The organism is Sphingobium sp. RS1, from assembly GCF_056156825.1.
In genome coordinates, this window is the sequence record NZ_JBLZXE010000002.1 from 3,171,533 (window position 1) to 3,197,091 (window position 25,559).

Sequence of the window (25,559 nt, forward strand, 5' to 3'; positions counted from 1 at the left end):
GGTGGGATCGCCGTCCTCACCATATTTCGCAGCAAAGCCGCTGACCGGACTACCGCAAGGGTACGTCCGGGCTGCGGCTTTTTTCATGTCGATTTTCCGTTTATTGGGGGACGTACCATGGCAACCGCTTATTGGGACCGCGAAGGGGAAGGCGCCGCACCGGCGCCCGCAACCAGTTTCTGGAAGGCCGGCCACACGCCGACCCTGATCGCCGCATTTCTGTATTTCGACCTCGCCTTCATGGTGTGGGTGCTGCTTGGGCCGCTTGCGCCCATGATTTCCAAGACGCTGATGCTGACCCCGGCCGAAAAGGGCCTGATGGTCGCCACGCCGACGCTGGCCGGGGCGCTGCTGCGCGTGGTCAATGGCCTGCTGGTCGACCGGATCGGGCCGAAGCGGTCCGGCGCGATCAGCCAGATCATCGTCATCGCCGGCCTGTTCACCGCCTGGGTGATGGGCGTCAACAGCTTTGGCGGGACGCTGGCGCTGGGCGTGATCCTGGGCTTTGCGGGCGCGAGCTTCGCGATCGCGCTGCCGCTGGCGAGCCGCTGGTACCCGGCCGAACATCAGGGCAAGGCGATGGGCCTTGCCGGCATGGGCAATTCGGGCACGGTGCTCGCTTCGCTCTTTGCGCCGATGCTGGCCAAGCTGTTCGGCTGGAACGCCGTGCTGGGCCTCGCCTGCATCCCGCTGACGATCGTGTTTTTTGCCTATATGCTGATGGCCAAGGATGCGCCCAATGCACCGCCGGCCAAGAAGATGGTCGATTATTTCCAGCCGCTGAAGCAGGCCGACGCCTGGTGGCTGATGGCCTTCTACGCCGTCACCTTCGGCGGGTTCGTGGGCCTGGCCGCCAGCCTGCCGATCTACTTCACCGACCAGTTCGGCCTGACCCCGATCATCGCGGGCTATTGCACCGCGGGCTGCGTTTTCGCCGGGTCGCTGGTGCGGCCGATGGGCGGCGCGCTGGCCGATCGGATCGGCGGCGTGAAGGCGCTGTCGATGGTCTATGTCGTGGCGGCGCTGGCGCTGGCCGGGGTGGGCTATGCGACGACGCTGGGCGGCGCGCTGGGCCTGTTCGTACTGGCGATGCTGGCGCTGGGGACCGGCAATGGTTCGGTGTTCCAACTGGTGCCGCAGCGGTTCCAGGCGGAAATCGGCGTGATGACGGGCCTGGTCGGCATGGCCGGTGGCATTGGCGGCTTCTACCTCGCCAGTTCGCTGGGTCTGGCCAAGCAGATCACCGGCAGCTTCGCACCGGGCTTCCTGATCTTTGCCGGCCTTGCGGTCGTCGCCCTGCTGGGCCTGACGATGGTGAAGGCCAAGTGGCGCGCCACCTGGAGCACGGGCGCCCGCATCTGAGGGTTGGAGAGGAGGGCGGCGGGAATCACCGCCGCCCCGTTTCGGTCGCACCATCATTCGTCCGAGGGGGGACGATTTTCCATGAAGACTCTATTCGCAACGGCGGCCGTGCTGGCCGTCGCAGGGCCCGCTTATGCCCAGACCATCAGCCTGAAACCCGTCGCCGAAGCGCGGCTGCGCTACGAACATGCCGATCAGGACGGGTTGGCGGAGGAAAAGGCCGACGCCCTGACCGTCCGCGCCCGCGCCGGGCTGGTCGCGACCAGCGGCGCGCTGTCGGCGACCATCGTCGGGCAGGGGACGCTGGCGATCGTCGACGATTATCATGACGGGCTGAACGGCGCGGCCACCCGGCCGATCGTCGCCGATCCGGAGAATATCGCGCTCTACATCGCCCAGCTCCAATATAAGACCAAGGCGCTGACGCTGACCGCCGGGCGGCAGAAGATCCTATTGGATGACGAGCGGTTCGTGGGCAATGTCGCCTTTCGCGACAATGCGCAGACCTTCGACGCGGTGCGGGCGGAGCTGACCCCGGCCAAGGGTCTGAAACTCGACATCGCCTATGCGTGGAGCGTGCGGACCATCTGGGGATTCCAGGGCAAGGGCGCGCGGCAGCAGGCAGTGAGCGGCGACAATATCCTTGCCAACCTCTCCTATGCCACGCCCGTCGGCACGCTGAGCGGCTTTGCCTATCTGGTGGACCAGGACGAGGCGGCAGTGCAGGCGTTTCGCCTGTCGAGCCAGACATACGGACTGCGGCTGGCAGGCGCGCGGCCACTGTCGAAGGTCGCGAAGCTGAGCTATCAGTTCAGCTATGCACGCCAGTCCGACGCGCACCGCAACCCCAATGAGTATAGCGCCGACTACTGGCTGGCCGACGCGACGCTGGACGTGAAGGGATGGAAGCTGAATGGCGGCTATGAGGTGCTGGGTGCCAGCAATGGCCTGCCCTTCACCAGTTTCCAGACGCCGCTGGGCACCAATTTCAAGTTTCAGGGTTGGGCCGACAAATTCCTGACCACGCCGGCCAATGGCATCCGCGACCTCTATGTCGGCGGCGGCTATGGCTGGAAGCAGCTGGGGCCGCTGTCGGGCGTGGCGCTGTCGGCCAGCTGGCACCGGTTCGACAGCGATCGGCTGGACCAGCATTATGGCAATGAAATCGACCTTCTCGCATCTGCGAAGGTGAAGAAGACGAGCCTGTCGGTCCGCTATGCCCATTATGACGCGAGGGCGATGGCTACCGATACCGACAAGCTGTGGATTCAGGCCGACTGGGCCATTTGAACCCACAGGACCATCTGATTGAAAAACAGCGAGAGGAATCGCTTGAGCCGTCAGGCGATTCCTCATATGCTGCGCTGCAAGGGACAAGGATGTCCTCCTTCACATAGCCGCGGCGGTTCAGGGTAGAACCGGCAAGGCGCGATATGATGGCAAAGCCGCCATCCTGACTCTCGGTTCTGACCGGGGGGTCAGGATGGCGGCTTTTTTCTTTTCTGGAGTCACGGGGATGGAATTTCAGATCGAGACAGGCGCGGTGACGGACTGCGAGGAGGATATCCTCGTCCCCGCCGACGATGTGCGGGAGCATCTGGTGGTCGTGGGCAACGGCATGGCCGGTTGCCGCGCGGTTGAGGAACTGCTGGCGCGGGATGCGGGACGCTATCGCGTCACCATCTTCGGCGCCGAACCCTATGTGAACTATAACCGTATCATGTTGTCGCCGGTGCTGGCGGGGGAGAAGACGTTCGAGCAGATCGTCATCAACGACCGCGCATGGTACAATGACAACGGCATCGAACTGATTGCTGGCGATCCGGTGGCGTCGATCGATCGCGCGACCAAATGCGTAACCGCACAGAGCGGTCGCACGGTTCATTATGACAAGCTGCTGATCGCTACCGGATCGGACCCCTTCATCATCCCGGTGCCGGGCAAGGATCTGCCCGGCGTCATCAGCTTCCGCGACATGAAGGATGTCGACACGATGCTGGCCGCGGCCGAAGCCGGCAAGGCCGCAGGCGGTGGCAGCGCGGTGGTGATCGGCGGCGGTCTGCTCGGCCTGGAAGCGGCGCATGGCCTGACCCTGCGCGGCATGAAGGTGACGGTCATTCACCTGATGGACACTCTGATGGAGCGGCAGCTGGACGAAGCGGCCGGCTGGCTGCTCAAGAGCGCGCTGGAAGGACGCGGTCAGACCATCCTGACCGGCGCCAATACCGAAGCCATTTATGGCGACGGCAAGGTTGAGGGCGTCCGCCTGAAGGACGGTCGCGAAATCCCGGCCAGCCTCGTCGTGATGGCGGTGGGCATCCGCCCGGCCACCGCGCTGGCGCGCGAAGCCGGGTTGGAGGTCAATCGCGGCATCAAGGTGGATGACCATATGGTCACGAGCGACCCCGATGTGCTCGCGGTCGGCGAATGCGTCGAGCATGACGGCAATGTCTACGGCCTCGTCGCGCCGCTGTGGGACATGTGCCGCAGCCTCGCGGACGGCCTGACCGACCAGCACACGGGCTACAAGGGGTCGGTTACGTCGACCAAGCTGAAGGTCGCGGGGCTGGACGTCTTCTCGGCCGGTGATTTTTCGGGTGGCGAAGGCTGCGAGGACATTGTCCTGCGCGATGCCTCGCGCGGGGTCTACAAGCGCGTCATCGTCAAGGACGACAGGATCGTCGGCGCGGTGCTCTATGGCGATACCGTCGATGGCGGCTGGTATTTCGACCTGCTGAAGCGCGAAGAGGATGTTGCGGACATTCGCGACCTGCTGATCTTCGGTCAGGCCTTCGCCTCGGGAGGAGGCGCGCTGGACCCTAAGGCGGCCGTTGCGGCGCTCTCGGACGATGCCGAGATTTGCGGCTGCAACGGCGTCAGCAAGGGCCAGGTCGTGTCGTGCATCGAAGCAGGCAATTGCAGCCTCGACGCGGTTCGCGCCACCTGCAAGGCGTCGGCCAGCTGCGGCAGCTGCACGGGGCTCGTTGAAAATCTGTTGGCCGTGGTGCTGGGCGACGATGTGAAATCCGGCCCCAAGACCATGTGCAAATGCACCAGCTTCACCCATGACGATGTCCGTCGCGAGATCGTGGCGCAGAATATGCGTTCGATCCCCGAAGTGATGCAGTTGCTGCACTGGTCGACCCCGGACGGCTGTTCCTCGTGCCGCCCTGCGCTCAACTATTATCTGCTCTGCGCGCTGCCCGGTGAGTATCAGGACGACCAGCAGAGCCGCTTCGTCAATGAACGGATGCACGCCAACATCCAGAAGGACGGCACCTATTCGGTCGTCCCGCGCATGTGGGGTGGCCTGACCAACCCGCGCGAATTGCGGGCGATCGCCGATGTGGTCGAGAAGTTCAACGCGCCGATGGTGAAGGTGACGGGCGGTCAGCGTCTCGATATCTTCGGTATCAAGAAGGAAGATTTGCCCGCCGTCTGGGCCGACCTGAATGCCGCGGGCATGGTGTCGGGCCATGCCTATGGCAAGTCGCTGCGGACGGTGAAGACCTGTGTCGGGTCCGAATGGTGCCGCTTCGGCACGCAGGATTCGACCGGCCTTGGCGTCAAGATCGAGCGGATGACCTGGGGATCGTGGATGCCCCACAAGTTCAAGATCGCGGTATCGGGCTGCCCCCGCAACTGTGCCGAAGCGACGATCAAGGATTTCGGCGTGGTTTGCGTGGACTCCGGCTATGAACTGCATGTCGGCGGCAATGGCGGCATCCATGTCCGTGCCACCGACCTGTTGTGCAAGGTCGCGACCGAGCAGGAGGCGATGGATTATTGCGCCGCCTTCACTCAGCTTTATCGTGAGGAAGCGCGCTATCTGGAGCGCACCGCGCCCTGGATCGAGCGGGTCGGCGTCGATTATATCAAGAGCCGAATAGTGGACGACGAGGCGGGCCGGGAGGCGCTGCGCGCGCGCTTCCTCTATTCGCAGAGCTTCAGCCAGGAAGACCCATGGGCAGAGCGTGCCGCCGGCGCGCAGGCCGAACTGCACCAGCCGCTCGCCCCTATTGCCATCGCTGCGGAGTGAACGACATGACCGACTGGATCGACATCGGAACGCTGGCCGACATTCCCCAGCGCGGCGCCCGCACTGTACAAATTGCGGGGGAGAAGGAAATCGCGGTGTTCCGCACCGGCGACGACCATGTGTTCGCGCTGGTCAATGAATGCCCGCATAAGAAAGGCCCGCTGAGCCAGGGCATCGTCCATGGCCACAGCGTCGCCTGTCCGCTGCACAACTGGAACATCGCCCTGAAGACGGGCGAGGCGCAGGGCGCGGATGAAGGCTGCACGCCCACTATCGCGGTGCGGATGGACGGCGAGCGGATACTGATCGCCCGTCCGGCCGCGATGCAGGCTGCGGCCTGATGGGAGAGGCCATCCGCACCACCTGCGCCTATTGTGGCGTCGGCTGCGGCATTTCGGCCACGCCGACAGGGCCGCGATCGGTGGTCATCGAGGGCGACGAGGCGCATCCGGCCAATGGCGGGCGCCTCTGTTCCAAGGGCACGCATCTGGGCGAGACCGTCGGGCTGAGCGGCCGGTTGCTGCATCCGATGATCGGCAGCAAGCGCACCGGTTGGGACAAGGCGCTGGACCTGGTGGCGAAGCGCTTCAAGGAAACGATCGACCGTTACGGCCCGGATAGCGTCGCCTTCTACGTTTCCGGTCAGTTGATGACCGAGGATTATTATGTCGCCAACAAGCTGATGAAGGGCTTCATCGGATCGGCGAACATCGACACCAATTCACGCCTCTGCATGTCGAGCGCGGTCGCCGGGCATAACCGGGCATTCGGCGAGGACATCGTGCCTGCCACCTATGACGATCTGGAGGACGCGGACCTGATCGTGCTGGTCGGCTCCAATACCGCCTGGTGCCATCCGATCGTCTATCAGCGCATCCAGGCCGCCCGCGCCGCGCGCGGCACGAAGCTGGTCGTGATCGACCCGCGCCGCACCGAAACCTGCGAGGGCGCCGACCTGCATTTGCCGGTCAAGCCCGGCGCCGACGTTGCGCTGATGAACGGGCTGCTGGCATGGTGTGATGCGGAAGGGATTACCGACCCCGTCTATATCGCCGACCATCTGAATGCGCCCGAAGGGTTCTGGGAGCATGTCCGCACTGGTCATGACCTGTGGACCACGGCGGCGACCTGCGACCTCGAACCGGCGCTGCTGAAGCAGTTTTTCGAGCTGTTCGCGGCGACCCCGCGCACCGTCACCCTGTTCAGCCAGGGGATCAACCAGTCGATCCGCGGCACCGATCAGGTCAATGCGATCATCAACGTCCATCTGGCGACGGGCCGCATCGGCAAGCCGGGCGCGGCGCCCTTCTCGATCACCGGCCAGCCCAACGCCATGGGCGGGCGCGAAGTGGGGGGGCTGGCGTCCACGCTGGCGGCGCATATGGACTTTGCTCCAGAGAATGTGGCGCGGGTCGGTCGCTTCTGGGCCGCGCCGACCATGGCGACCAAGCCGGGGCTGAAGGCCGTAGACCTGTTCCGCGCGATCAATGAGGGGCGGGTGAAGGCGCTGTGGATTATGGCGACTAACCCGGCCGTCTCGCTGCCCGATGCGGGGCGCGTGCGGGATGCGCTGGAGTCGATCCCTTTTCTGGTCGTGTCGGACATCATGGCGGACACCGACAGCAGCACCCATGCCCATGTCCGCCTGCCCGCCGCCGGCTGGGGCGAGAAGGACGGCACCGTCACCAATTCGGACCGCACCGTCAGCCGGCAACGTCCCTTCCTGGCGCTGCCGGGCGAGGCGAAGCCGGACTGGTGGATCGTCAAGGAAGTCAGCCGGCGCATGGGCTGGCGTAACGCCTTCGCCTATGACCGGCCCGCCGATATCTGGCGCGAACATGCGCGCTTGACCGCCTATCAGAATGACGGCGCGCGCGTGCTGAACCTGCGCAGTCATGCGACGATCGGCAACGACGCCTATGAGGCGATGGCCCCGTTTCGCTGGGGCGGTGACAAGCCCTTTGCCGACGGGCGCTTCACCACGCCGGACGGCAAGGCGCGGCTGGTGCTGACGAAGCAGATGGAGGTTCAGGCACCGCTGAAACTATGGCCGATGACGCTGAACACCGGCCGCTATCGCGACCAGTGGCACACGATGAGCCGCACCGGCCTGTCGCCAAAGCTGGCGCGCCATCGCGAAGAACCGCTGGTCGAAATCCACCCGCGCGATGCCGAGGCATTGGGCATCGCCGACCGTGATCTGGCTCGCGTCCAGACCGCGCAGGGCAACAGCATCTTTCGCGTCGCCTATAGCGAAGGCCAGCGTGCAGGCGAAATCTTCACGCCGATTCACTGGACCGACCAGATGTCCAATGGCGGCCGCACCGGTCTGCTGCCCCGGCCGCTGGTCGATCCCCATTCGGGCCAGCCGGGCTTCAAGGCGACCCCGGCCAGCGTCGAGCGGGTGGCGACCGAATGGAAGGGGTTCCTGATCCTGCGCGGGCAGGATGCGGTGAAGCTGCCCTGCCTGTGGGCCACCAAGGTGGCGGTGCCGGGAGGCGCGCTCTATGAGGTTGCCGGCAATGGCGATCCGGCGCGGCTGGAAGCATTCCTGCCCAAGGGCGACCGGGTCGAGGCGATGGATGCGTCGCGCGGCACCCGCCGCATCGCGACCATCAGCGAAGGCAGGCTGAACGGCGTGCTGTTCGTGACGCGCACGGGCCTGTTGCCCTCGCGCGACTGGCTGATCCGGCAGCTGGAGGTCGAAGGGGTGGGCGGCTCCGTCCTCGCCGCGCGCGGTCCTGGCAGCCAGCCGGACAAGGGGGCGACCATTTGCGTCTGTTTCGACATCGGGTTGAACCAGATCGTCGCCGCCATCCGTGAACAGGAACTGGTCGATGTCGCGGCGGTCGGCAAGGCGCTGGGCGCGGGCACCAATTGCGGATCGTGCCGGCCGGCCATCGCCAACATTCTTGCCCAAGCTACGCAGGAGACGCTTCATGCAGCCGAATGACCTTATCGCGCCGGGCGAAGTCTGGCTGGTGGGCGCAGGCCCCGGCGACCCGGACCTGCTGACCCGCAAGGCCGAAAAGCTGATCGCGGCCGCCGAGATCGTCTTCTATGACGCGCTGGTCGGGCCGGGCGTACTGGACCTGATCCCGGCCGGGGTCGAACGGATAAGCGTCGGCAAGCGCTCCGGTCGTCATTCCAAGGCGCAGGAGAGCATCAACGACCTGCTGCTGGCGGCGGCGAAGGCGGGCAAGCGCGTCGTGCGGCTGAAGGGGGGCGACCCGTCGGTGTTTGGCCGTTCTGCCGAGGAGATGGCGCATCTGGCATCTGACGGCATCCGTTTTCGCATCTGCCCCGGCATCACCACGGCCAGCGCAGCGGCGGCGAGCGGTCATGCCTCGCTCACCCTGCGCGGCGTGGCGCGGGGGCTGACTTTGGTGACGGCGCATCTGAAGGCCGGCGAACCGCTCAAGCTCGACTGGGACGCGCTGGCGCGACCGGGCGGGACGCTCGGCATCTATATGGGGCGCGCGGCGGCGGGCGAGATCAGCCGCAATCTGATCGCCGCCGGTCGCGATCCCGAAACGCCGGTGATGGTGGCGGTCAATGTCTCGCTGCCCGATGAGCGGTTGATCCGCGGCAAGCTGTCGGCGCTCGCCTTTCTGGTGCAGACGATCAGCGATGAAGACCCGACCCTGCTGCTCATCGGCGAAGCGATCGCGGGGACGCATGGCCCGGCGGAAGTCGTGGCGAGTGTGGCGCTCCCCGCTTAGGACCAATCGACATTCAGTTCTGGCGGCCTGCAAATGGCACTTTTCCGTGCTTCCGGTGCTCACGGACATTTAGTCCGCTGCGCTCCGGGTCACGCAAAAGCACCATTTTCGGCTCACCATCTCCTGAATGTCGATAGGCCCTAGCCTCTTCGTTCACTTCGAGCGTGTCGAGAAGCGGATAGAACGGTGCTTCCCGTTTCTCGACTTCGATCGGAACGAACGGAAGCGGGCGCGATCAGGCCAGCGCTGCCAGATCCTCCGGCCGGTTGATATTGGGCAGGATGAGGTCCGGCAGTTCCACGATGCGCGCGCCGATACGGTCGAGCCAGCCGAAGATGGAGCGATTATTTTCCTCGCCCAGATGGGTGTCGAGGTCGAAGGCCAGCGTCGCGGGCCACCAGCCGAGCAGTTGCTGGCCGAGCAGGATCGCTGCGCCGTCGCCGATCAGCGCGGCGGGCAAAGCCGCGGGATAACAGGGCATGTCGCAGCCGGTGGTCAGCACGCCGACATGGCCATGGCTTAGTGCATGATGCAGCGCCGCATTGAGGCCGCCCAGCGGCCCCATATCGGCACGGGGCCGGTCCGCAAGGCCGCCGTCGCGGCCGCATATAACGATGTCCGCGACATGCGGCGCCAGCCCTGCCATGGCATGATCCAGCAGCGTTCGGCCATCCAGCAGGGCCATGGCCTTGTCGCTGCCGAAGCGGCTGGAACGGCCGCCGGCCAGCACTGCGCCCAAAATCGGCCCGTTGCGCATATGCGCCTCCCGTCATAGCTCTCCTCTATCAAGGAGGGCAGGCTGTCATTATAGCAGCTTTATGCAGACACGGCTTGTCGAATATTTTCTGGCGCTGGAGCGCGAAGGCCATTTTGCGCGGGCGGCCGCCTATTGCCATGTATCCCAGCCGACCCTGTCCGCCGGCATCGCCGCGCTGGAGGCGCAACTGGGCAAAAGGCTGATCCGGCGCGACCGCAAATATGCCGGGCTGACGGCCGAGGGCGAAGCGATATTGCCCTGGGCGCGGCAATTGGTGGCAGCGGCAGAGGCGCTGGGGCAGGCGGCGGAAACGGCGCGCGGGCCGCTGAAAGGCGAGTTGCGGCTGGGGGCGATTCCCGCCGCGATGCCGGCGATCGGCTGTCTGGTTGCGGCGATGCTGGCGCGCCATCCGGGGTTGAACGTGTCGGTGCGGGCGCTGACGTCACGGCAGATCGAACGGGAGCTGGCGGCGTTCGAACTGGATGCGGGGCTGACCTATCTGGATTTCGAGCCGCCTGCCCATGCGCTGTCGGCGCCGCTCTATGTCGAGCGGACGATGCTGGTCAGTGCCGTCGATGGCGTGCCAATTCCCGATCCGCTCGACTGGACGGCACTGGCCATGCTGCCGCTGTGCCTGTTGCATCAGGGGATGCAGAACCGGCGGATATTGGACGCACGGCTGGCCGAGCGCGGGCTGGCGCTGCGGCCGTTGGTGACGGCGGACTCCTATGTCGCACTGCTGGGGCTGGTGCAGCAGGGGCGGCTTTGCTCGATCATACCGGACAGTCACGCGACCCTGCTCGACGGACTCAACTGGGCGCGGACCCGGCCCTTGCCCGATATGGGCGAAGGTAGCCGGGTCGGGGTGATCGTATCCGACAGCGCGCCGATGGGGCCGCTGGCGCAGGCGGTGCTGGGCGTGGCGCGATCGCTGCGGCTGCCGCCCGGATTTCGGGCAGTGTGATAGATTATTTCTATCATCGATGCCGGAGTTCGATTTGACCCCGTGACCGTGCGGGCGCAGAATTGCGCGCAAAATGAGCCAAAAGGCAGGGTAAGGTGATGGAAGAGTTTATCAGCGCATGGACCGCGCGCCATGGCGCGACGCGCGACCGGCTGTTGCCGCTGCTCCATGCGATGCAGGAAGAGGCGGGGCATATCGACGATGCGCTGGTCCCGGCGATCGCGAAGGCGCTGAACCTGAGCCGGGCGGACGTGCATGGCGTCATCACCTTCTACCATGATTTTCGCCGGACCGCGCCGGGGCGGCATGTCGTGAAATTGTGCCGGGCGGAAAGTTGTCAGGCGCGGGGCGGCGCGGCAATCGAGGCGGCGGCGGCCAAGCGGCTGGGCGTGGCGATGGGCGAAACGCGAGGCGATGGGCAGGTGGCGCTGGAGCCGGTCTATTGCCTGGGCCTGTGCGCGATCGGCCCCAATGCGCTGGTCGACGGCCGGCCGGTGGCGCGGATCGACGCGGCGGCGCTGGAGCGGATCGCGCTGGAGGTGGCGGCATGAGCCGGGTCTTTGTGAGCCGCGACATGGCGTCGGTCGCGCTGGGCGCGGACGATGTGGCGCGCGCCTTTGCCGAGGCGGGGTGCGAGGTGGTGCGCACCGGATCGCGCGGGCTGTTCAGCATCGAGCCGCTGGTCGAGGTGGAGACGGACGAAGGGCGGATCGGCTTTGGTCCGCTTTGGGGGGCGGTCGGGCCGGATGACGTGGCGGCGGTGCTGGATGGCAGTCACGCCAATCGGCTGGGCCGGATCGAGGATTTGCCCTTCTTTGCCGGGCAGCAGCGTTTCACCTTTGCCCGTTGCGGCATCATCGATCCGGTCGACTTGACCGACTATGCCGCGCATGGCGGCTGGCAGGGACTGGAAAAGGCGCGGGCGCTGGCGCCGCAACAGGTGGTCGATGCGGTCAAGGCGTCGGGCCTGCGCGGGCGCGGCGGGGCGGGCTTCCCCACCGGGATCAAGTGGCAGACGGTGCTGGATGCCCCCGCTGGCGACAAATATATCGTCTGCAACGCGGACGAGGGCGACAGCGGCACCTTCGCCGACCGGATGCTGATGGAAGGCGACCCCTATTGCCTGATCGAGGGCATGGCGATCGCGGCCCATGCGGTCGGCGCGGGGCGTGGCTATATCTATATCCGGTCCGAATATCCGTTCTGCATCGCGATCATGCGCGCGGCGATCGAGGCGTCGGCGCATCTGGTCGCGCCGTTCGTGCTGGAGGTGCGCGAGGGCGCGGGCGCCTATGTCTGCGGGGAGGAGACGGCGCTGCTCGACAGTATCGAGGGCAAGCGTGGGCAGGTGCGGGCCAAGCCGCCGCTGCCGGCCTTGCAGGGGTTGTTCGGGCGGCCGACCGTCATCAACAATGTGCTGTCGCTGGCGGCCGTGCCGTTCATCATGGCCGAGGGGGCGGAGGCCTATGCGGCGGTCGGTTTCGGGCGGTCGCGCGGGACGATGCCGGTGCAGCTGGCCGGCAATGTGCGGCATGGCGGGCTGTACGAGATTGGGTTCGGCATCACGCTGGGGGAGCTGGTGAACGAGATTGGCGGCGGCACGGCAAGCGGGCGGCCGGTGCGTGCGGTGCAGGTGGGTGGGCCGCTGGGTGCCTATTTCCCGCCATCCATGTTTCACCTGCCGTTCGACTATGAAGCCTTTGCGCAGGCGGGCGGGCTGATCGGCCATGCGGGGATCACGGTGTTCGACGATAGTGTCGACATGGCGCATATGGCCCGCTTCGCGATGGAATTCTGCGCGGCGGAAAGCTGCGGCAAATGCACGCCGTGCCGGATCGGATCGACCCGTGGGGTGGAGATCATGGATCGGATTATCGGGGCGCGGAATGATGTTGCTGGGTCAGTGGATACGGTTACGGGGGGGTATCTGGGCAAGGCGCTCTATTCCCGCGCGCCGGATCGGATCGATGTGTCGATCGAAGCGCAGACCAACCTGCTGCGCGATCTGGCCGATACGATGAAATATGGATCGCTCTGCGCGCTGGGGGGCTTCACGCCTTATCCGGTGCTGAGTGCGCTTGATTATTTCCCAGAGGATTTTGGCGCATCTGCGCCCGTAAAGGAGGCCGCGGAATGAGCTTTTCCCGCGAAACCGACCATGGCACGCCACCCGCGCTGGCGACTGGCAAGACTGTCACCCTGACCATCGACGGGCAGAGCGTGACCCTGCCCGAAGGCACAAGCATCATGCGTGCCACATCGCTGCTGGGCGGCTCCATCCCCAAGCTGTGCGCGACCGACAGCGTGGAAAGTTTCGGTTCCTGCCGCCTCTGCCTGGTCGAAGTCGAGGGGCGCAACGGCTATCCCGCCTCCTGCACCACGCCGGTTGCGGAGGGCATGGTGGTGCGCACCCAGACCGACCGGCTGAAGCAATTGCGGCGCGGGGTGATGGAACTTTATATTTCCGATCATCCGCTGGATTGCCTGACCTGCGGCGCCAATGGCGATTGCGAATTGCAGGATCAGGCCGGCGCGGTGGGCTTGCGCGACGTGCGCTATGGCTATGACGGCGCGACCAATATGGGGCAGGCGAAGGACCAGTCGAACCCCTATTTCGATTTCGATCCCAGCAAGTGCATCGTCTGTTCGCGCTGCGTGCGTGCGTGCGAGGAAGTGCAGGGCACCTTTGCGCTGACGATCGAGAATAAGGGCTTCGAGTCCAAGGTGTCGCCGTCGCAGGGTGAGGATTTCCTCGGCTCCGAATGCGTGTCCTGCGGGGCGTGCGTGCAGGCCTGCCCGACCGCGTCCCTCATCGAGAAGAAGGTGGTGGAAAGCGGTACGCCCGACCGGGCCGTCGTCACCACCTGCGCCTATTGCGGCGTCGGTTGCACCTTCCGCGCGGAAATGCGCGGCGAGGAACTGGTGCGGATGGTGCCGTGGAAGGACGGCAAGGCCAATCGCGGCCATAGCTGCGTCAAGGGGCGCTTCGCCTGGGGCTATGCCCAGCATCAGGACCGCATATTGAACCCCATGATCCGCGCATCGGTGGACCAGCCCTGGCGCGAAGTGTCGTGGGAGGAGGCGATCGCGCATACCGCCAGCGAGTTTCGCCGTATACAGGCGAAATATGGCACCCGCTCGATCGGCGGGATCACGTCGAGCCGCTGCACCAATGAGGAAACCTTCCTCGTCCAGAAGCTGATCCGGCAGGGGTTCGGCAATAATAATGTCGATACCTGCGCGCGCGTCTGCCACTCGCCGACCGGCTATGGCCTCAGCCAGACCTTCGGCACGTCGGCGGGGACGCAGGATTTCGACAGCGTGATGCAGGCCGACGTGATTCTCGTCATCGGCGCCAATCCAACCGACGGGCATCCTGTCTTTGCCAGCCGCATGAAGAAAAGGTTGCGGCAGGGCGCGAAGCTGATCGTCATCGATCCGCGGCGCACCGATCTGGTCCAGTCGCCCCATATCGCGGCGGAACATCATCTTCCCTTACGCCCCGGCACCAATGTCGCGATGCTGACCGCGATCGCCCATGTGGTCGTGACCGAGAAGCTGTATGACGAAGCCTTCATCCGCGAACGGTGCGACTGGGATGAGTTTCAGGACTGGGCGGAGTTCGTGTCGGAAGCGGCGCGCTCGCCCGAGGCGATCGAGCCGCTGACGGGCGTGAAGGCGCAGGATGTGCGGGCGGCCGCGCGGCTCTATGCCACCGGGGGCAATGGCGCGATCTATTATGGGCTGGGCGTCACCGAACATTCGCAAGGGTCTTCGACCGTCATGTCGATCGCCAATCTCGCCATGGCGACCGGCAATGTCGGGCGCGAAGGCGTGGGCGTGAACCCGCTGCGGGGGCAGAATAATGTGCAGGGCGCCTGTGACATGGGCAGCTTCCCGCATGAATTCAGCGGCTATCGCCATGTGTCGGACGATGCCACGCGCAGCCTGTTCGAGCGGACATGGGGCGTTGCGCTGGATGCCGAGCCGGGCCTGCGCATCCCCAACATGCTGGACGCCGCGACCGACGGCACGTTCAAGGGGCTGTTCGTGCAGGGTGAGGATATCCTCCAGTCCGACCCCAATACGCACCATGTCGCGGCCGGGCTGGCGGCGATGGAATGCGTGGTGGTGCAGGATCTGTTCCTCAATGAAACCGCCAATTATGCGCATGTCTTCCTGCCCGGATCGACATTCCTGGAGAAGGACGGCACCTTCACCAATGCCGAGCGGCGCATCCAGCGCGTGCGCAAGGTGATGGCGCCGCTCAATGGTTATGCCGACTGGGAGATCGTGCAGCTGGTGGCGCAGGCCATGGAGCTGAACTGGGACTATAGCCATCCGTCGCAGATCATGGACGAGATTGCGGCGCTGACTCCGACTTTCGCCGGCGTGCATTATGACCGGCTGGAAGCGGAAGGATCGCTGCAATGGCCGGCCAATGATGCCGCGCCGGACGGCACGCCGACCATGCATATCGGCGGCTTCGTGCGGGGGAAGGGCAAGTTCGTCGTCACCGACTATGTGCCGACCGACGAGAAGACCGGGCCGCGCTTCCCGTTATTGCTGACGACGGGCCGAATCCTCAGCCATTATAATGTCGGTGCGCAGACGCGGCGGACGGCGAACACCGCCTGGCACCCGGAGGACCGGCTGGAAATGCATCCGAGCGATGCCGACAACCGGGGCCTGAAGGATGGCGACTGGGTGACGCTGCGCAGCCGGGCCGGGGAGACGACCCTGCGCGCGCTGGTGACGGAACGGGTGGCGCCGGGCGTCGTCTATACGACCTTCCACCATCCCGAGACGCAGGCCAATGTCATCACCACCGACTATTCGGACTGGGCCACCAATTGCCCGGAATATAAGGTGACGGCGGTGCAGGTGATGGCCAGCAACGGGCCGAGCGACTGGCAGCAGGACTATGCCGAGCAGGCCCGCAACAGCCGCCGCATTGCGCCGCTGGAAGCGGCGGAATAGGCGGAGCATATGAGCGACGACGCGCATGTCATGTCGACCACGGATCGGCTGATCTATATGGCGCACCAGATTGCCCGCAACATGGCGATGATGGGCGAGGCGAAGGCGACGGAAGCGCTCGCCGAACATCTGGCCCGCTTTTGGGATCCGCGGATGAAGACGCAGATCATCGCGATCGCGCAGGATCAGCCTGAACGACTGTCGCCAACGGTGGCTGCCGCCGTCGCCCGAATGGCGCAGGGCAGGCCGGCGTCCGATGTCGATGCGACGCAGTTCAACGCGGTGGACCAGGCGGGCCATTGCGACGCCGGTTGAGCGGCAGGCCATCCACCGCTAGGCCATGATGATGGATGAGCCTGCCTCCAGTTCCCTGACATTCGATCGTTTGACGCCCGACGGCGCCACGCAGGCGATCGACCGACCGTTGGCGGAGGAAGTGCCGGTCGCGATCGAATATAATGGCGCGGGCTATGCCGTGCTGATGGCGACGCCGGCAGATATCGGTGATCTGGTGCAGGGGTTCAGCCTGGCCGAGCGACTGGTGGGCCGGGACGATGCGCTGCTGGACGTGGATGTGCATGATACCGGTGCAGGGGTCATCGCCCGCGCGACATTGCCGCCGCATCGCACCGATGGGCTGCTGGAGCGGGTGCGGCATCGTGCGTCGGATTCTTCCTGCGGGCTGTGCGGGATCGAGAATCTGGAGCAGGCGATCCGGCCGCTGCCGCGCGTGACGACGACGTCGCAGGCGGACCGGGCGGCCATCTTCCGCGCGCTGGCGGATTTGCGGGATCATCAGCCGTTGAATGGCGCGACTGGGGCAGCGCATGCGGCGGCGTGGGTGGGCGCGGACGGGGCGATCCGGCTGGTGCGGGAGGATGTCGGGCGGCACAATGCGTTTGACAAGCTGATCGGCGCGATGGCGCGGATGGGTGCGGGCTGGGATGGCGGTTTTGCGCTGCTGTCGTCGCGCTGCTCCTATGAACTGGTGGAGAAGGCGGTGCTGGCCGATTGCCCGCTGCTGGTCACCATTTCCGCGCCGACCCGGCTGGCGGCGGAGCGGGCCGAGGCGGCGGGGTTGCTGCTGGTCGTGCTGGCGCGGTCCGACGCGCTGTTGCTGCGGGGACACAGCGACCGGATCTAAACCCGCGCCCGCTTGGCAGCGTCCCCGCTTTCCCTTATGGCGCGCGGCGTGGGGAGGTTTGGCTTTCCTGCAATATGATCGCGCCGGTGCCCGGTAACGGGTTAATCGGGAATGTGGTGCGGGCGTGCAAGTGCCCTAATCCACGGCTGTCCCTGCAACTGTAAGCGGATAGCGCGATGCACTGGCCCCCAACAAGGGCAACCACTGGAGCGATCCGGGAAGGTGTGCATCGTGCTGCGACCCGCGAGCCAGGAGACCGGCCGGCGCATGGTCGCTCTGCTTTGGTCCAGGGGATGGTCGGGGCACGGTGGTTTTTCCGTCGAGCGACGCCATGCGGCCGGGGCCGCATCGGGCCGCGGACGGGACATGGCGTCATCCCTTCGCGACCCGACCGCTGTCAGGCGGACGCCCCAGCCAACGTCGCTGTGACGCTTGAGGGGCAATGATAATGTTGAAATATGGACTTTCGCTCGTAGCATTGATGGCCGCGAACTCCGCCTTTGCGCAGACGGATGACGAGATCGTCGTGACCGCTGCCGGCATCGAACAGTCGCGCGACGAGGTCGGGCAGGCGATCACCATCATCGACGCGGATACGATCAGGACGCGGCAGGCGATCGACGTGGTGGACCTGCTGGCGACGACGCCGGGCGTGCGGTTCAACCGCAACGGCACCGTCGGCGCGCAGACCGGCGTGTCGCTGCGCGGCGCCGAAACGACCCAGACTCTGGTGCTGATCGACGGGGTGAAGGTGAACGATCCCAGCGGCATCGGTGACGGCTATGATTTCGGCCCGCTGCTGACCGGCAATATCCGCCGGATCGAAGTGCTGCGCGGGTCCAACTCGGTGGTGCATGGCAGCCAGGCGATTGGCGGCGTGGTCAACATCATGACCGGCGTGCCGGCCGAAGGCTTCGGCGCCAATGCGTCGGCCGAATACGGCTATGCCGACACGTTCAGTGCCAAGGCGGATGTGTCCGGCACGGCTGGCATCGCGTCGGGTGGCGTGGGCGCGGCCTATTTTCGCACCGACGGCATTTCGTCGGCGGCCAATGGTACGGAGCGGGACGGCACCGAGAATATCGCCGCCAATGCGCGGGTGAAGTTGGCCTTTTCGGACAATCTGAGCCTCGACCTGCGCGGCTATTATATCCATGCCGATCTGGATGTGGATGGCTTCCCGGCGCCGACCTATGCGCTGGCGGATACGCCCGAAGTGGCCATCACCGATCAATATGTCGGCTATGCCGGCCTCAATCTGGCGCTGCTGGACGGCAAGCTGACCAATCGCGCGGCGGTCACCTGGATGCGCAATGATCGCGATTATTATTCGGCGCGCGGCGCGGATGTCGATTACGGCTATTCGGGCACCAATTTGCGCTTCGAATATGAAGGCGTCTATGCGCCGGTCGATCAGGCCAAGCTGGTCTTCGGTTATGAGCATGAACGGCCGGACTATGATTATTTCGGCTTTGGCAGCACGACGAGTGCGAAGATCAACATCGACAGCGTCTATGCGCTGGCGATCGTGAAGCCCTTCACCGGCCTGGCCGTCACCGGCGGTCTGCGCCATGACGATCACAGCCAGTTCGGCGGCGCGACCACCGTTGGCGCCAACGCCAATTATTCGCCCAATGGCGGCGCCACCAATGTGCGGTTGAGCTATGGCGAGGGGTTCAAGGCGCCCTCGCTCTATCAGCTTTATGATAGCTGGAGCGGTAATGCGGCGCTGACCCCCGAACGGTCGAAAAGCTATGATATCGGCTTCGACCAGAGCCTCGACGGGGGGCGGGCTGTGCTGTCGGTCACGGCTTTCCAGCGCGATACCCGCAACCAGATCAATTATGATAATGACACGTTCCGCTACGGCAATCTGGACCGCACCCGTGCCAAGGGCGTGGAAGCCTCGATCGCGCTGAAGCCGGTGGACGCGCTGACCGTGACGGGCAGCTATAGCTATGTCGACGCGCGTGACCGGTCGGCCGGGTCGGCCAATTTCGGCAATCGCCTGGCCCGCCGCGCGGCCAATGCGGTGAGCGTGTCGGCCGACTATGTCTGGCCGTTCGGCCTGTCGACCGGCGCGACCATCACGATGGTCGGCGACAGTTTCGACAATGCGGCGAACACGCGCCGGCTCGACGGCTATGCGCTGGCGGGCGTGCGGGCGTCCTTCCCTGTGGGCGATCATCTGGAAGTCTATGGCCGCGTCGACAATCTGACCGATGAGAATTACCAGACGGCCTATGGCTATGGCACCTATGGCCGCGCGGCCTATGGTGGCGTGCGTGTCCGCTTCTGAGGGCTTTTGGCCGGGGTCAGCGCGGCGCGTTCAGGCGCGCCGTGATGGCCCTTGCCGCCTGCACATAGGCTGGGCCGCCGCACACGGTCCAGCTTTGCGGCAGGCTGATGCGCGGGATGGTGCGCAGCGCGGGATGGTGCAGCATTTCCGTGCCCTGATCGACCACATGGTCGGTCGCACTTTCCACGATCAGCCAGTCGGGCCGGGCGGCGACCATTTCCTCCAGCGATATCTGCGCCAGCATCGGCTTGCCGAGCCGGGCAGCGAGATGGGTGAGGCCAGTGCGATGCATGAGATCGTCGATCAATGTGCCGGTGCCGGTCATATAGCCGCGCCGCTGATAATAGGCCGCCACCTTGCCACGGCGAGTGCGGGGCAGGGCGGCAAGATCGCGGTTCATCCGCGCGATCAGCGCCTCGCCCCGGTCGGCATGCCCCACGGCGCGCGCGACCTGCCGGATCTGGTCGAGGATCGCGCCATAGCTTTCCGCGCTGGCGAGGCCGAGCGTGCGCCAGTCGCCCGGCGGCGCGCCAGCGACCTTATCGGGCCCGATCGGATAGCCCAGGATCAGGTCGGGCTGGATCGCCAGCACCTCCTCCAATGGACGCCGCAGCGTGCGGAAAGTGCGCGCCTTGTCCGCCGCGGCCGACAAGGCCGGGTCGCGGGCATTGCTGCTGAGCGCGGCGATCTGGTTCGGGTCGGCCAGCGCGAGCAGATATTGATCGGCGCAGACATTGAGCGAGACGATCCGGCGCGGTGGCGCGGGTGCAGCGCCGCCGAGCGCGAACAGGGCGGTTGCCGCAAGGATCATCCGGCCGATCATTCCCATCGCCTTAACAAGCACAGGCAAGGAGGCAAGCCATGAGCGCACGCCGCCATCATCCCCTGTTGATTCCCGGCCTGTCGCTGATCCTGATCGGTGCGGCCTTTGGCTCCATATTTCTGGGTGCGGTGACGATCAGCCCGGCCCGCATCATGGCGGTGCTGACCGGCGGCGGCGACATGATCGCGCGCACCATCATTCTGGACCTGCGATTGCCGCGCATGCTGCTGGGCCTGCTGGTCGGCGCGATGCTGGGCGTGGCAGGCGCTTCGTTGCAAGGCTATTTGCGCAATCCGCTGGCCGAGCCGTCCGTGCTGGGCGCGTCCAATTCGGCGGCGTTGGGGGCGGTGTGTGCGCTCTATTTCGGGCTGTCCGAACTGCATCCGCTGGCTTTGCCATTGCTGGCGATCGTGGGCGGAGCGATCGCGATCCTGACTTTGTTCCTGCTGTCGGGATCGGCGGAAAGCCCGTTGACGCTGATCCTGGCGGGTATCGCTGTGTCGACGCTGGCGGGGGCGGGGATCAGCCTGGCACTCAACCTGTCGTCCAATCCCTTTGCGGCGATGGAAATCATGAGCTGGCTGTTGGGGAGCCTGGAAAATCGCAGTTACGACCATGTCTGGATAGCGCTGCCCTGTGTCGTCGTTGGCGCGGCGCTGCTGGTGGCGGACGGGCGGACGCTGGACGCGCTGACTTTGGGCGAGGAAGGCGCGCAGGCGCTGGGCGTCAACCTGTCGGCAGCGCGGCTGCGCATGATGCTGGGCGTGGCGATCGGCGTGGGCGGCGCGGTGGCGGTGTCGGGATCGATCGGCTTCATCGGCCTGATCGTGCCGCATCTGGTGCGGCCGCTGACCGACCGGTCGCCCTCGGCCGTGCTGCTGCCTTCGCTGCTGGGCGGGGCGGCGCTGCTGACGCTGGCGGATATCGGCGTTCGGCTGATCCCGTCGACCAACGAACTGAAGCTGGGCGTGGTGACGGCGTTGCTGGGCGTCCCGGTCTTCCTTGTCCATCTGATGCGGGAGCGGCGGCTATGGTGACGATTGTTGCGGACGGGCTGTCGGTCCGGCTGGGGCGCCATGCGGCAGTTAGGGATGTCGGCGTGACGCTGGCGCCGGGAACGCTGGTGGGGGTGATCGGTCCCAATGGCGCGGGCAAGTCGACGCTGATCCGCGCGCTGCTGGGGCTGGTGAAGCCGCAAGTCGGGCGGGTGCAGATGGACGGGCGCGATGTCGCCGGGCTGGATCGGCAGACGATCGCGCGGTCCGTCGCCTATTTGCCGCAGGGGCAGACGCTGCACTGGCCGCTGGGCGTCGAGCGGCTGGTGGCGCTGGGGCGGTTGCCGCATCTGGGGCCGCTGTCGCGCCTGTCGGCGGCGGACGAGGCGGTGATCGAGGCGGCGATGGCGCGGGCCGATGTGCTGCATCTGAAAGGCCGGGTCGCGACCGAATTGTCGGGCGGGGAACGGGCGCGGGTGCTGCTGGCGCGGGCGCTGGCGGTGGGCGCGCCAGCGCTGATCGCCGACGAGCCGCTCGCCGCGCTTGATCCGGGGCATCAGATCGATGTGATGGACCTGCTGCGGGCCGAGGCGCGGGATGGCGCGCTGGTCGTCACGGTGCTGCACGACCTGGGCATGGCGGCGCGTTATTGCGACCGGCTGCTGCTGATGGACGGTGGCGCGTTGGTGGCTGACGGTGCGCCGATGGATGTGCTGACGCCTGACATGCTGGCGCGGGTCTACGGCGTGACCGCGCGGATCGAGCGGGACGGGGACGTGCCGCTGATCCTGCCGGTGGGGAGAGTCAGGAGTGGCACCTAGAGCGAGATGATTGCATTTTGATCCGTTCGTTTCGAGCGTAGGCGAGAAACGATAAGTGCGGCGCTAGCTGCTTCTCGACTTCGCTCGAAGCGAACGGAATGAGGTGAATTGACCGGGAGCTATCCCGCGTCTGGTCAGTTACTCGCCGAAGCCGCGCGGGGCGGGGTCGATCACGGCGATGGCGCCAGCGCCTACTTCGCCGACTTCCAGCGCGCGTTCGGCAACGCCCGCGCGGTTGAAGCGGAAGGCGCCGTCGATGCCGGAAAAGCCGCCGGCATCGCGCAGCCGGGCCGCCGGGAAGGGCGTGCCGGGCTTCCAGTCCTGCGCGATGCGCACGGTCAGCAGCACCGAATCATAGCCAAGCGAGGACAGGCGGAAGGGCGCGCTGCCGTAGCGGGCGCGATATTTGTTGGCGAGCTGGCGATAGAGCGTGTCCGATACGCTGGCGAACCAGGCGCCGCGCAGGATCGGGCTGGCGGCGAGCGAGGCGTCGGTGTTCCACAGTTCCGTGCCCAGCAGGCGCGCGGTGGCGCCGCCATTTTTCCGCACTATCGGCGCGACCTGAAGCGCAACCCGGCCGCTATCGGCGATCAGCAGCGCGTCATAGCTGGACGAGGCCTGCAATTTCTTCACTGCGGCCGTGATCGAGGCGGGCGAGCGGTCGAAGGTCTGCATCGACACGACCGTGCCGCCGGCCTGCTCGACCGCGCGCAGCATGGCGTTGCCGGCGCGTTCGCCATAGACGCCGCGCGGCACCAGTGCGCCGAAGCGGGTCAGGCCCTTGTCCTTGGCATAATCGACGACGCGGTCGATCGACTGGGCGGTGTTGTAGCCCAGCACATAGACGCCGCTGCCCGCAATGCTGGCATCGTTGGAGAAGCTGATGACCGGCACATTGGCGCGCGCCGCGATCGGCCCGATGATGCGGGCATCCTCCGCCAGTAGGGGGCCAAGGATCAGGCGGTTGCCGTCGGCCAGCGCCTTGTTCACCGCCGCCGCCGCACCCAGCGCCGTGTCATAGGTGGTGATGCGGACCCGATCGGTCCTGGTATCCAGCAGCGCCAGCGTGGTGGCATTGGCGATCGACTGGCCCACGCCCGCATTGTTGCCGGTCATCGGCACCAGCAAAGCGACGCGATGGCGCGCCGTATCGGTCGGCAGGCCCTGTACCACTTCCGGGCCGGTCGGCTGGGCGGGGCCGGTGGGCGCGACTGGCCCCGGCCCCTTGGGCACGATCGACTGACAGGCGGCGAGGAACAGGGCGGCGCCCATGAAGGCGATCCGTGCGCCCCTTTTTGCGGCGGCGAACATGTTTGCTTGCCGGGGGGCATCCGTCTCTGTCATCTGGCGTCCTTATGGAAACTGAACCTTCAGGGCTTGAACCCGGGCTTTATATCGTTGCGGGGCCGATCGGCAACCTCGGAGACCTTACGCCGCGTGGTGCGGAAGTCCTGCGGCTGGCCGATGTGGTCGCCGTGGAAGATACACGGGTGAGCGCACGGCTGCTGCGCCATGCCGGGTCGGACCGGCCGATGGTCCCCTATCACGACCATAGCGCCGAAAATGTGCGGCAGCGGCTGATCGAGCGGATGGCGAGCGAATCGGTCGCTTTGCTGTCCGACGCGGGAACGCCGCTGATTTCCGATCCCGGATATAAGCTGGTGCGCGATGCGCGGGCGGCGGGGCGCAAGATCACGACATTGCCCGGACCCAGTGCGGCGATTGCGGCGTTGACGCTGTCGGGCCTGCCGACCGATCGTTTCCTGTTCATGGGCTTTTTGCCGAGCAAGGCGAAAGCGCGGGGCGATGCGCTGGACGAGGTGGCGGCGCTGCGGGCCACTTTGGTCTTCTACGAAAGCGGACCGCGCCTGTCGGACAGTCTGGCGTCGATGGCCGCGCATCTGGGCGACCGGGAGGCGGCGGTGAGCCGCGAGATCAGCAAGGCCTATGAGGAGACGGCGACGGGGACGTTGACGCAATTGTCCGCCCGCTATGCCGATGCGCCGCCCAAGGGGGAGATCGTTGTGATCGTCGGCCCGCCCGGTGAGGCGCCGCCCGCCAGCGCGGAGGATGCCGACGCGGCGCTGCTGGAGGCGATGGCGCGGCTGCCGGTGTCGAAGGCTGCGGGTGAGGTCGCCAAGAAGCTGGGGCTGGACCGCCGGACGCTCTACGACCGGGCGATGGAATTGAAGGGGTGAAGAGAGAGGCGGCGGAGAAGCGGGGGCGACAGGCCGAACGCATCGCCGCCTGGTGGCTGCGCCTGAAGGGCTGGCAGATTGTAGGCCGGCGGATGCGCACGCCGGCGGGCGAGGTCGATCTGGTCGCGCGGCGGGGCAGCATGATCGCCTTTGTCGAGGTGAAGGCGCGGGGGAGCGCGGCGGAACTGGATCTGGCGATCGACGAACGAAGGCTGGCGCGGGTCGCCGCGGCGGCGGAAATCCTGTGGCATGAACTGGCGAAACCGGGCGATGACATGCGAATCGACGTCATCCTCCTTGCGCCGGGCCGCGCGCCACGCCATCTGGCGAACGTCTGGCATGGGGGGTGAGCATATGCCCCATCAATCTATCCCGTTCGTGTCGAGCGCAGTCGAGAAACCGGAAGCGCAGTTCTGGCCACTTCTCGACTAGGCTCGAAGCGAACGGCTGTTGTTAGCGGAAGGCTTCTAGATGACCCAACTCAACCCCCTGACCGTTGCCGTGCAGATGGACCCCATGGAGGGGATCAAGATCGGGGGCGATTCGACCTTTCACATCATGCTGGCGGCGCAGGCGCGGGGGCACCGACTCTATCATTATCTGGCGCCCGACCTGACCTTCCGCGACGGCCGCGTGCTGGCCAAGGCGCGCCCGGTGAAAGTGCAGAAGGTACAGGGCGACCATTTCGCGTTCGGCGAATGGGAAGTGCTGGACCTCGGCCGGGACGTCGATGTCGTGTGGATGCGGCAGGACCCGCCCTTTGACCTCAGTTACATCACCGCCACGCATTTGCTGGAGCGGGTGCAGGCAGAGACATTGGTGGTGAATGATCCCGCCAGCGTCCGCAATGCGCCGGAAAAGCTGTTCGTGCTCGACTATGCGCGCTTCATGCCGCCGACGATGATTACCCGCGATCTGGGCCAAGTGAAGGCGTTCCTGGCCGAGCATGGCGAGATCGTGGTGAAACCGCTTTATGGCAATGGCGGGGTGGCGGTCTTCCATGTCGGCAGCAATGGGGCGAACCTGTCGTCGCTGGTGGAACTGTTCAACGCCTCATGGGTCGAACCCTTCATGGTACAGGCCTTCATCCCCGGCGTCGCGGAGGGCGACAAGCGGATCGTGCTGATCGACGGCGAGGTCGCGGGCGCGGTCAACCGCATTCCTGGCAAGGGCGAAATCCGGTCCAACCTGGCCGTGGGCGGGTCGGCGGCGAAGACGGTGCTGACCGAGAAGGAGCGCGAGATCTGTGCCGCGCTTGGCCCGGAACTCAAGGCGCGCGGATTGCTGTTCGTGGGGATCGACGTGATCGGCGGCGAATGGCTGACGGAAATCAACGTGACGTCGCCGACCGGGATCGTGTCGATCGATGCGTTCGACGGCACCGACACCGGCGGCATGATCTGGGATGCGATCGATGCAAGGCTGGCGGCGCGGGCGGCGGCGTGATCTGATGCC

The 25,559-nt window shown here is 66.0% G+C and carries 21 protein-coding genes and 1 riboswitch; of the genes, 18 read left to right on the forward strand and 3 right to left on the reverse strand.

The window, feature by feature from the left end; translation table 11 throughout:
- Positions 1-117 precede the first annotated feature (117 nt).
- The 6 genes from ACNHGR_RS17290 to cobA all read left to right on the forward strand — a co-directional run bounded on the left by ACNHGR_RS17290 (position 118) and on the right by cobA (position 9,123).
- Positions 118-1,362 carry a nitrate/nitrite transporter gene (locus ACNHGR_RS17290; protein ID WP_475287679.1) on the forward strand — a complete coding sequence of 415 codons (1,245 nt, stop codon included), beginning with the start codon at positions 118-120 and terminating at the stop codon, positions 1,360-1,362.
- An 81-nt stretch (positions 1,363-1,443) separates the two neighbouring features.
- Complete coding sequence (locus ACNHGR_RS17295; protein ID WP_475287681.1) at positions 1,444-2,652, forward strand: hypothetical protein; 1,209 nt, start codon at positions 1,444-1,446, stop codon at positions 2,650-2,652.
- 226 nt (positions 2,653-2,878) lie between these two features.
- Positions 2,879-5,401 carry a nitrite reductase large subunit NirB gene (nirB, locus tag ACNHGR_RS17300; RefSeq protein WP_475287682.1) on the forward strand — a complete coding sequence of 841 codons (2,523 nt, stop codon included), beginning with the start codon at positions 2,879-2,881 and terminating at the stop codon, positions 5,399-5,401.
- Positions 5,402-5,406: 5 nt separating this feature from the next.
- Positions 5,407-5,742: a nitrite reductase small subunit NirD gene (gene nirD / locus ACNHGR_RS17305; protein ID WP_184269785.1), complete on the forward strand. Its 336-nt coding sequence runs from the start codon at positions 5,407-5,409 to the stop codon at positions 5,740-5,742.
- Positions 5,742-8,354 carry a molybdopterin-dependent oxidoreductase gene (locus ACNHGR_RS17310; RefSeq protein WP_475287685.1) on the forward strand — a complete coding sequence of 871 codons (2,613 nt, stop codon included), beginning with the start codon at positions 5,742-5,744 and terminating at the stop codon, positions 8,352-8,354. The genes nirD and ACNHGR_RS17310 overlap by 1 nt, the downstream gene beginning before the upstream one ends.
- Positions 8,341-9,123, forward strand: coding sequence for a uroporphyrinogen-III C-methyltransferase (gene cobA / locus ACNHGR_RS17315; protein WP_475287686.1), 783 nt, complete (start codon positions 8,341-8,343; stop codon positions 9,121-9,123). The genes ACNHGR_RS17310 and cobA overlap by 14 nt, the downstream gene beginning before the upstream one ends.
- Positions 9,124-9,358: 235 nt before the next feature.
- Here the strand turns inward: cobA and mobA are convergent, their stop codons facing one another.
- Entirely contained in the window at positions 9,359-9,880 is a 522-nt protein-coding gene (gene mobA / locus ACNHGR_RS17320; protein ID WP_475287688.1) for a molybdenum cofactor guanylyltransferase, read from the reverse strand.
- A gap of 61 nt (positions 9,881-9,941) precedes the next feature.
- Between mobA and ACNHGR_RS17325 the strand changes: the two genes are divergently transcribed.
- The 7 genes from ACNHGR_RS17325 to ACNHGR_RS17355 all read left to right on the forward strand — a co-directional run bounded on the left by ACNHGR_RS17325 (position 9,942) and on the right by ACNHGR_RS17355 (position 19,267).
- Positions 9,942-10,844: a LysR family transcriptional regulator gene (locus tag ACNHGR_RS17325; RefSeq protein WP_475287690.1), complete on the forward strand. Its 903-nt coding sequence runs from the start codon at positions 9,942-9,944 to the stop codon at positions 10,842-10,844.
- A gap of 98 nt (positions 10,845-10,942) precedes the next feature.
- Entirely contained in the window at positions 10,943-11,395 is a 453-nt protein-coding gene (locus tag ACNHGR_RS17330) for an NAD(P)H-dependent oxidoreductase subunit E (protein ID WP_475287692.1), read from the forward strand.
- Positions 11,392-12,981 carry an NADH-ubiquinone oxidoreductase-F iron-sulfur binding region domain-containing protein gene (locus ACNHGR_RS17335; RefSeq protein ID WP_475287693.1) on the forward strand — a complete coding sequence of 530 codons (1,590 nt, stop codon included), beginning with the start codon at positions 11,392-11,394 and terminating at the stop codon, positions 12,979-12,981. The genes ACNHGR_RS17330 and ACNHGR_RS17335 overlap by 4 nt, the downstream gene beginning before the upstream one ends.
- On the forward strand, positions 12,978-15,824 hold the full coding sequence (fdhF, locus tag ACNHGR_RS17340) for a formate dehydrogenase subunit alpha (protein WP_475287695.1): 2,847 nt from the start codon (positions 12,978-12,980) through the stop codon (positions 15,822-15,824). Before ACNHGR_RS17335 ends, fdhF begins: the two co-directional genes overlap by 4 nt.
- A gap of 9 nt (positions 15,825-15,833) precedes the next feature.
- Positions 15,834-16,139, forward strand: a complete 306-nt coding sequence (locus tag ACNHGR_RS17345) for a formate dehydrogenase subunit delta (protein WP_475287697.1) — start codon at positions 15,834-15,836, stop codon at positions 16,137-16,139.
- A gap of 28 nt (positions 16,140-16,167) precedes the next feature.
- Positions 16,168-16,968 (forward strand): formate dehydrogenase accessory sulfurtransferase FdhD, encoded by an 801-nt coding sequence (gene fdhD, locus ACNHGR_RS17350; protein ID WP_475288465.1) that lies wholly within the window; start codon positions 16,168-16,170, stop codon positions 16,966-16,968.
- 67 nt (positions 16,969-17,035) lie between these two features.
- Positions 17,036-17,247, forward strand: a riboswitch (cobalamin riboswitch).
- A gap of 169 nt (positions 17,248-17,416) precedes the next feature.
- On the forward strand, positions 17,417-19,267 hold the full coding sequence (locus ACNHGR_RS17355) for a TonB-dependent receptor plug domain-containing protein (protein WP_475287698.1): 1,851 nt from the start codon (positions 17,417-17,419) through the stop codon (positions 19,265-19,267).
- 16 nt (positions 19,268-19,283) lie between these two features.
- On the opposite strand, the gene ACNHGR_RS17360 is transcribed toward ACNHGR_RS17355, so the two are convergent.
- Positions 19,284-20,078, reverse strand: coding sequence for an ABC transporter substrate-binding protein (locus ACNHGR_RS17360; RefSeq protein ID WP_475287699.1), 795 nt, complete (start codon positions 20,076-20,078; stop codon positions 19,284-19,286).
- Positions 20,079-20,128: 50 nt separating this feature from the next.
- Here ACNHGR_RS17360 and ACNHGR_RS17365 point away from each other — a divergent pair, with 50 nt between their 5' ends.
- Together ACNHGR_RS17365 and ACNHGR_RS17370 are read left to right on the forward strand one after the other, a co-directional pair.
- Positions 20,129-21,127, forward strand: coding sequence for a FecCD family ABC transporter permease (locus ACNHGR_RS17365; protein ID WP_475287700.1), 999 nt, complete (start codon positions 20,129-20,131; stop codon positions 21,125-21,127).
- Positions 21,121-21,906: an ABC transporter ATP-binding protein gene (locus tag ACNHGR_RS17370; protein WP_475287701.1), complete on the forward strand. Its 786-nt coding sequence runs from the start codon at positions 21,121-21,123 to the stop codon at positions 21,904-21,906. The genes ACNHGR_RS17365 and ACNHGR_RS17370 overlap by 7 nt, the downstream gene beginning before the upstream one ends.
- A 138-nt stretch (positions 21,907-22,044) precedes the next feature.
- On the opposite strand, the gene ACNHGR_RS17375 is transcribed toward ACNHGR_RS17370, so the two are convergent.
- The gene (locus tag ACNHGR_RS17375; RefSeq protein ID WP_475287703.1) at positions 22,045-23,250 is read right to left on the reverse strand and encodes a penicillin-binding protein activator; all 1,206 of its coding nucleotides are present in this window, start codon (positions 23,248-23,250) and stop codon (positions 22,045-22,047) included.
- Positions 23,251-23,261: 11 nt separating this feature from the next.
- Between ACNHGR_RS17375 and rsmI the strand changes: the two genes are divergently transcribed.
- The 3 genes from rsmI to gshB all read left to right on the forward strand — a co-directional run bounded on the left by rsmI (position 23,262) and on the right by gshB (position 25,550).
- Positions 23,262-24,104: a 16S rRNA (cytidine(1402)-2'-O)-methyltransferase gene (gene rsmI, locus ACNHGR_RS17380; protein ID WP_475287704.1), complete on the forward strand. Its 843-nt coding sequence runs from the start codon at positions 23,262-23,264 to the stop codon at positions 24,102-24,104.
- Positions 24,101-24,454 carry a YraN family protein gene (locus tag ACNHGR_RS17385; RefSeq protein WP_475287705.1) on the forward strand — a complete coding sequence of 118 codons (354 nt, stop codon included), beginning with the start codon at positions 24,101-24,103 and terminating at the stop codon, positions 24,452-24,454. The genes rsmI and ACNHGR_RS17385 overlap by 4 nt, the downstream gene beginning before the upstream one ends.
- A 121-nt stretch (positions 24,455-24,575) precedes the next feature.
- Positions 24,576-25,550, forward strand: coding sequence for a glutathione synthase (gene gshB / locus ACNHGR_RS17390; RefSeq protein ID WP_475287706.1), 975 nt, complete (start codon positions 24,576-24,578; stop codon positions 25,548-25,550).
- Positions 25,551-25,559: the final 9 nt, after the last annotated feature.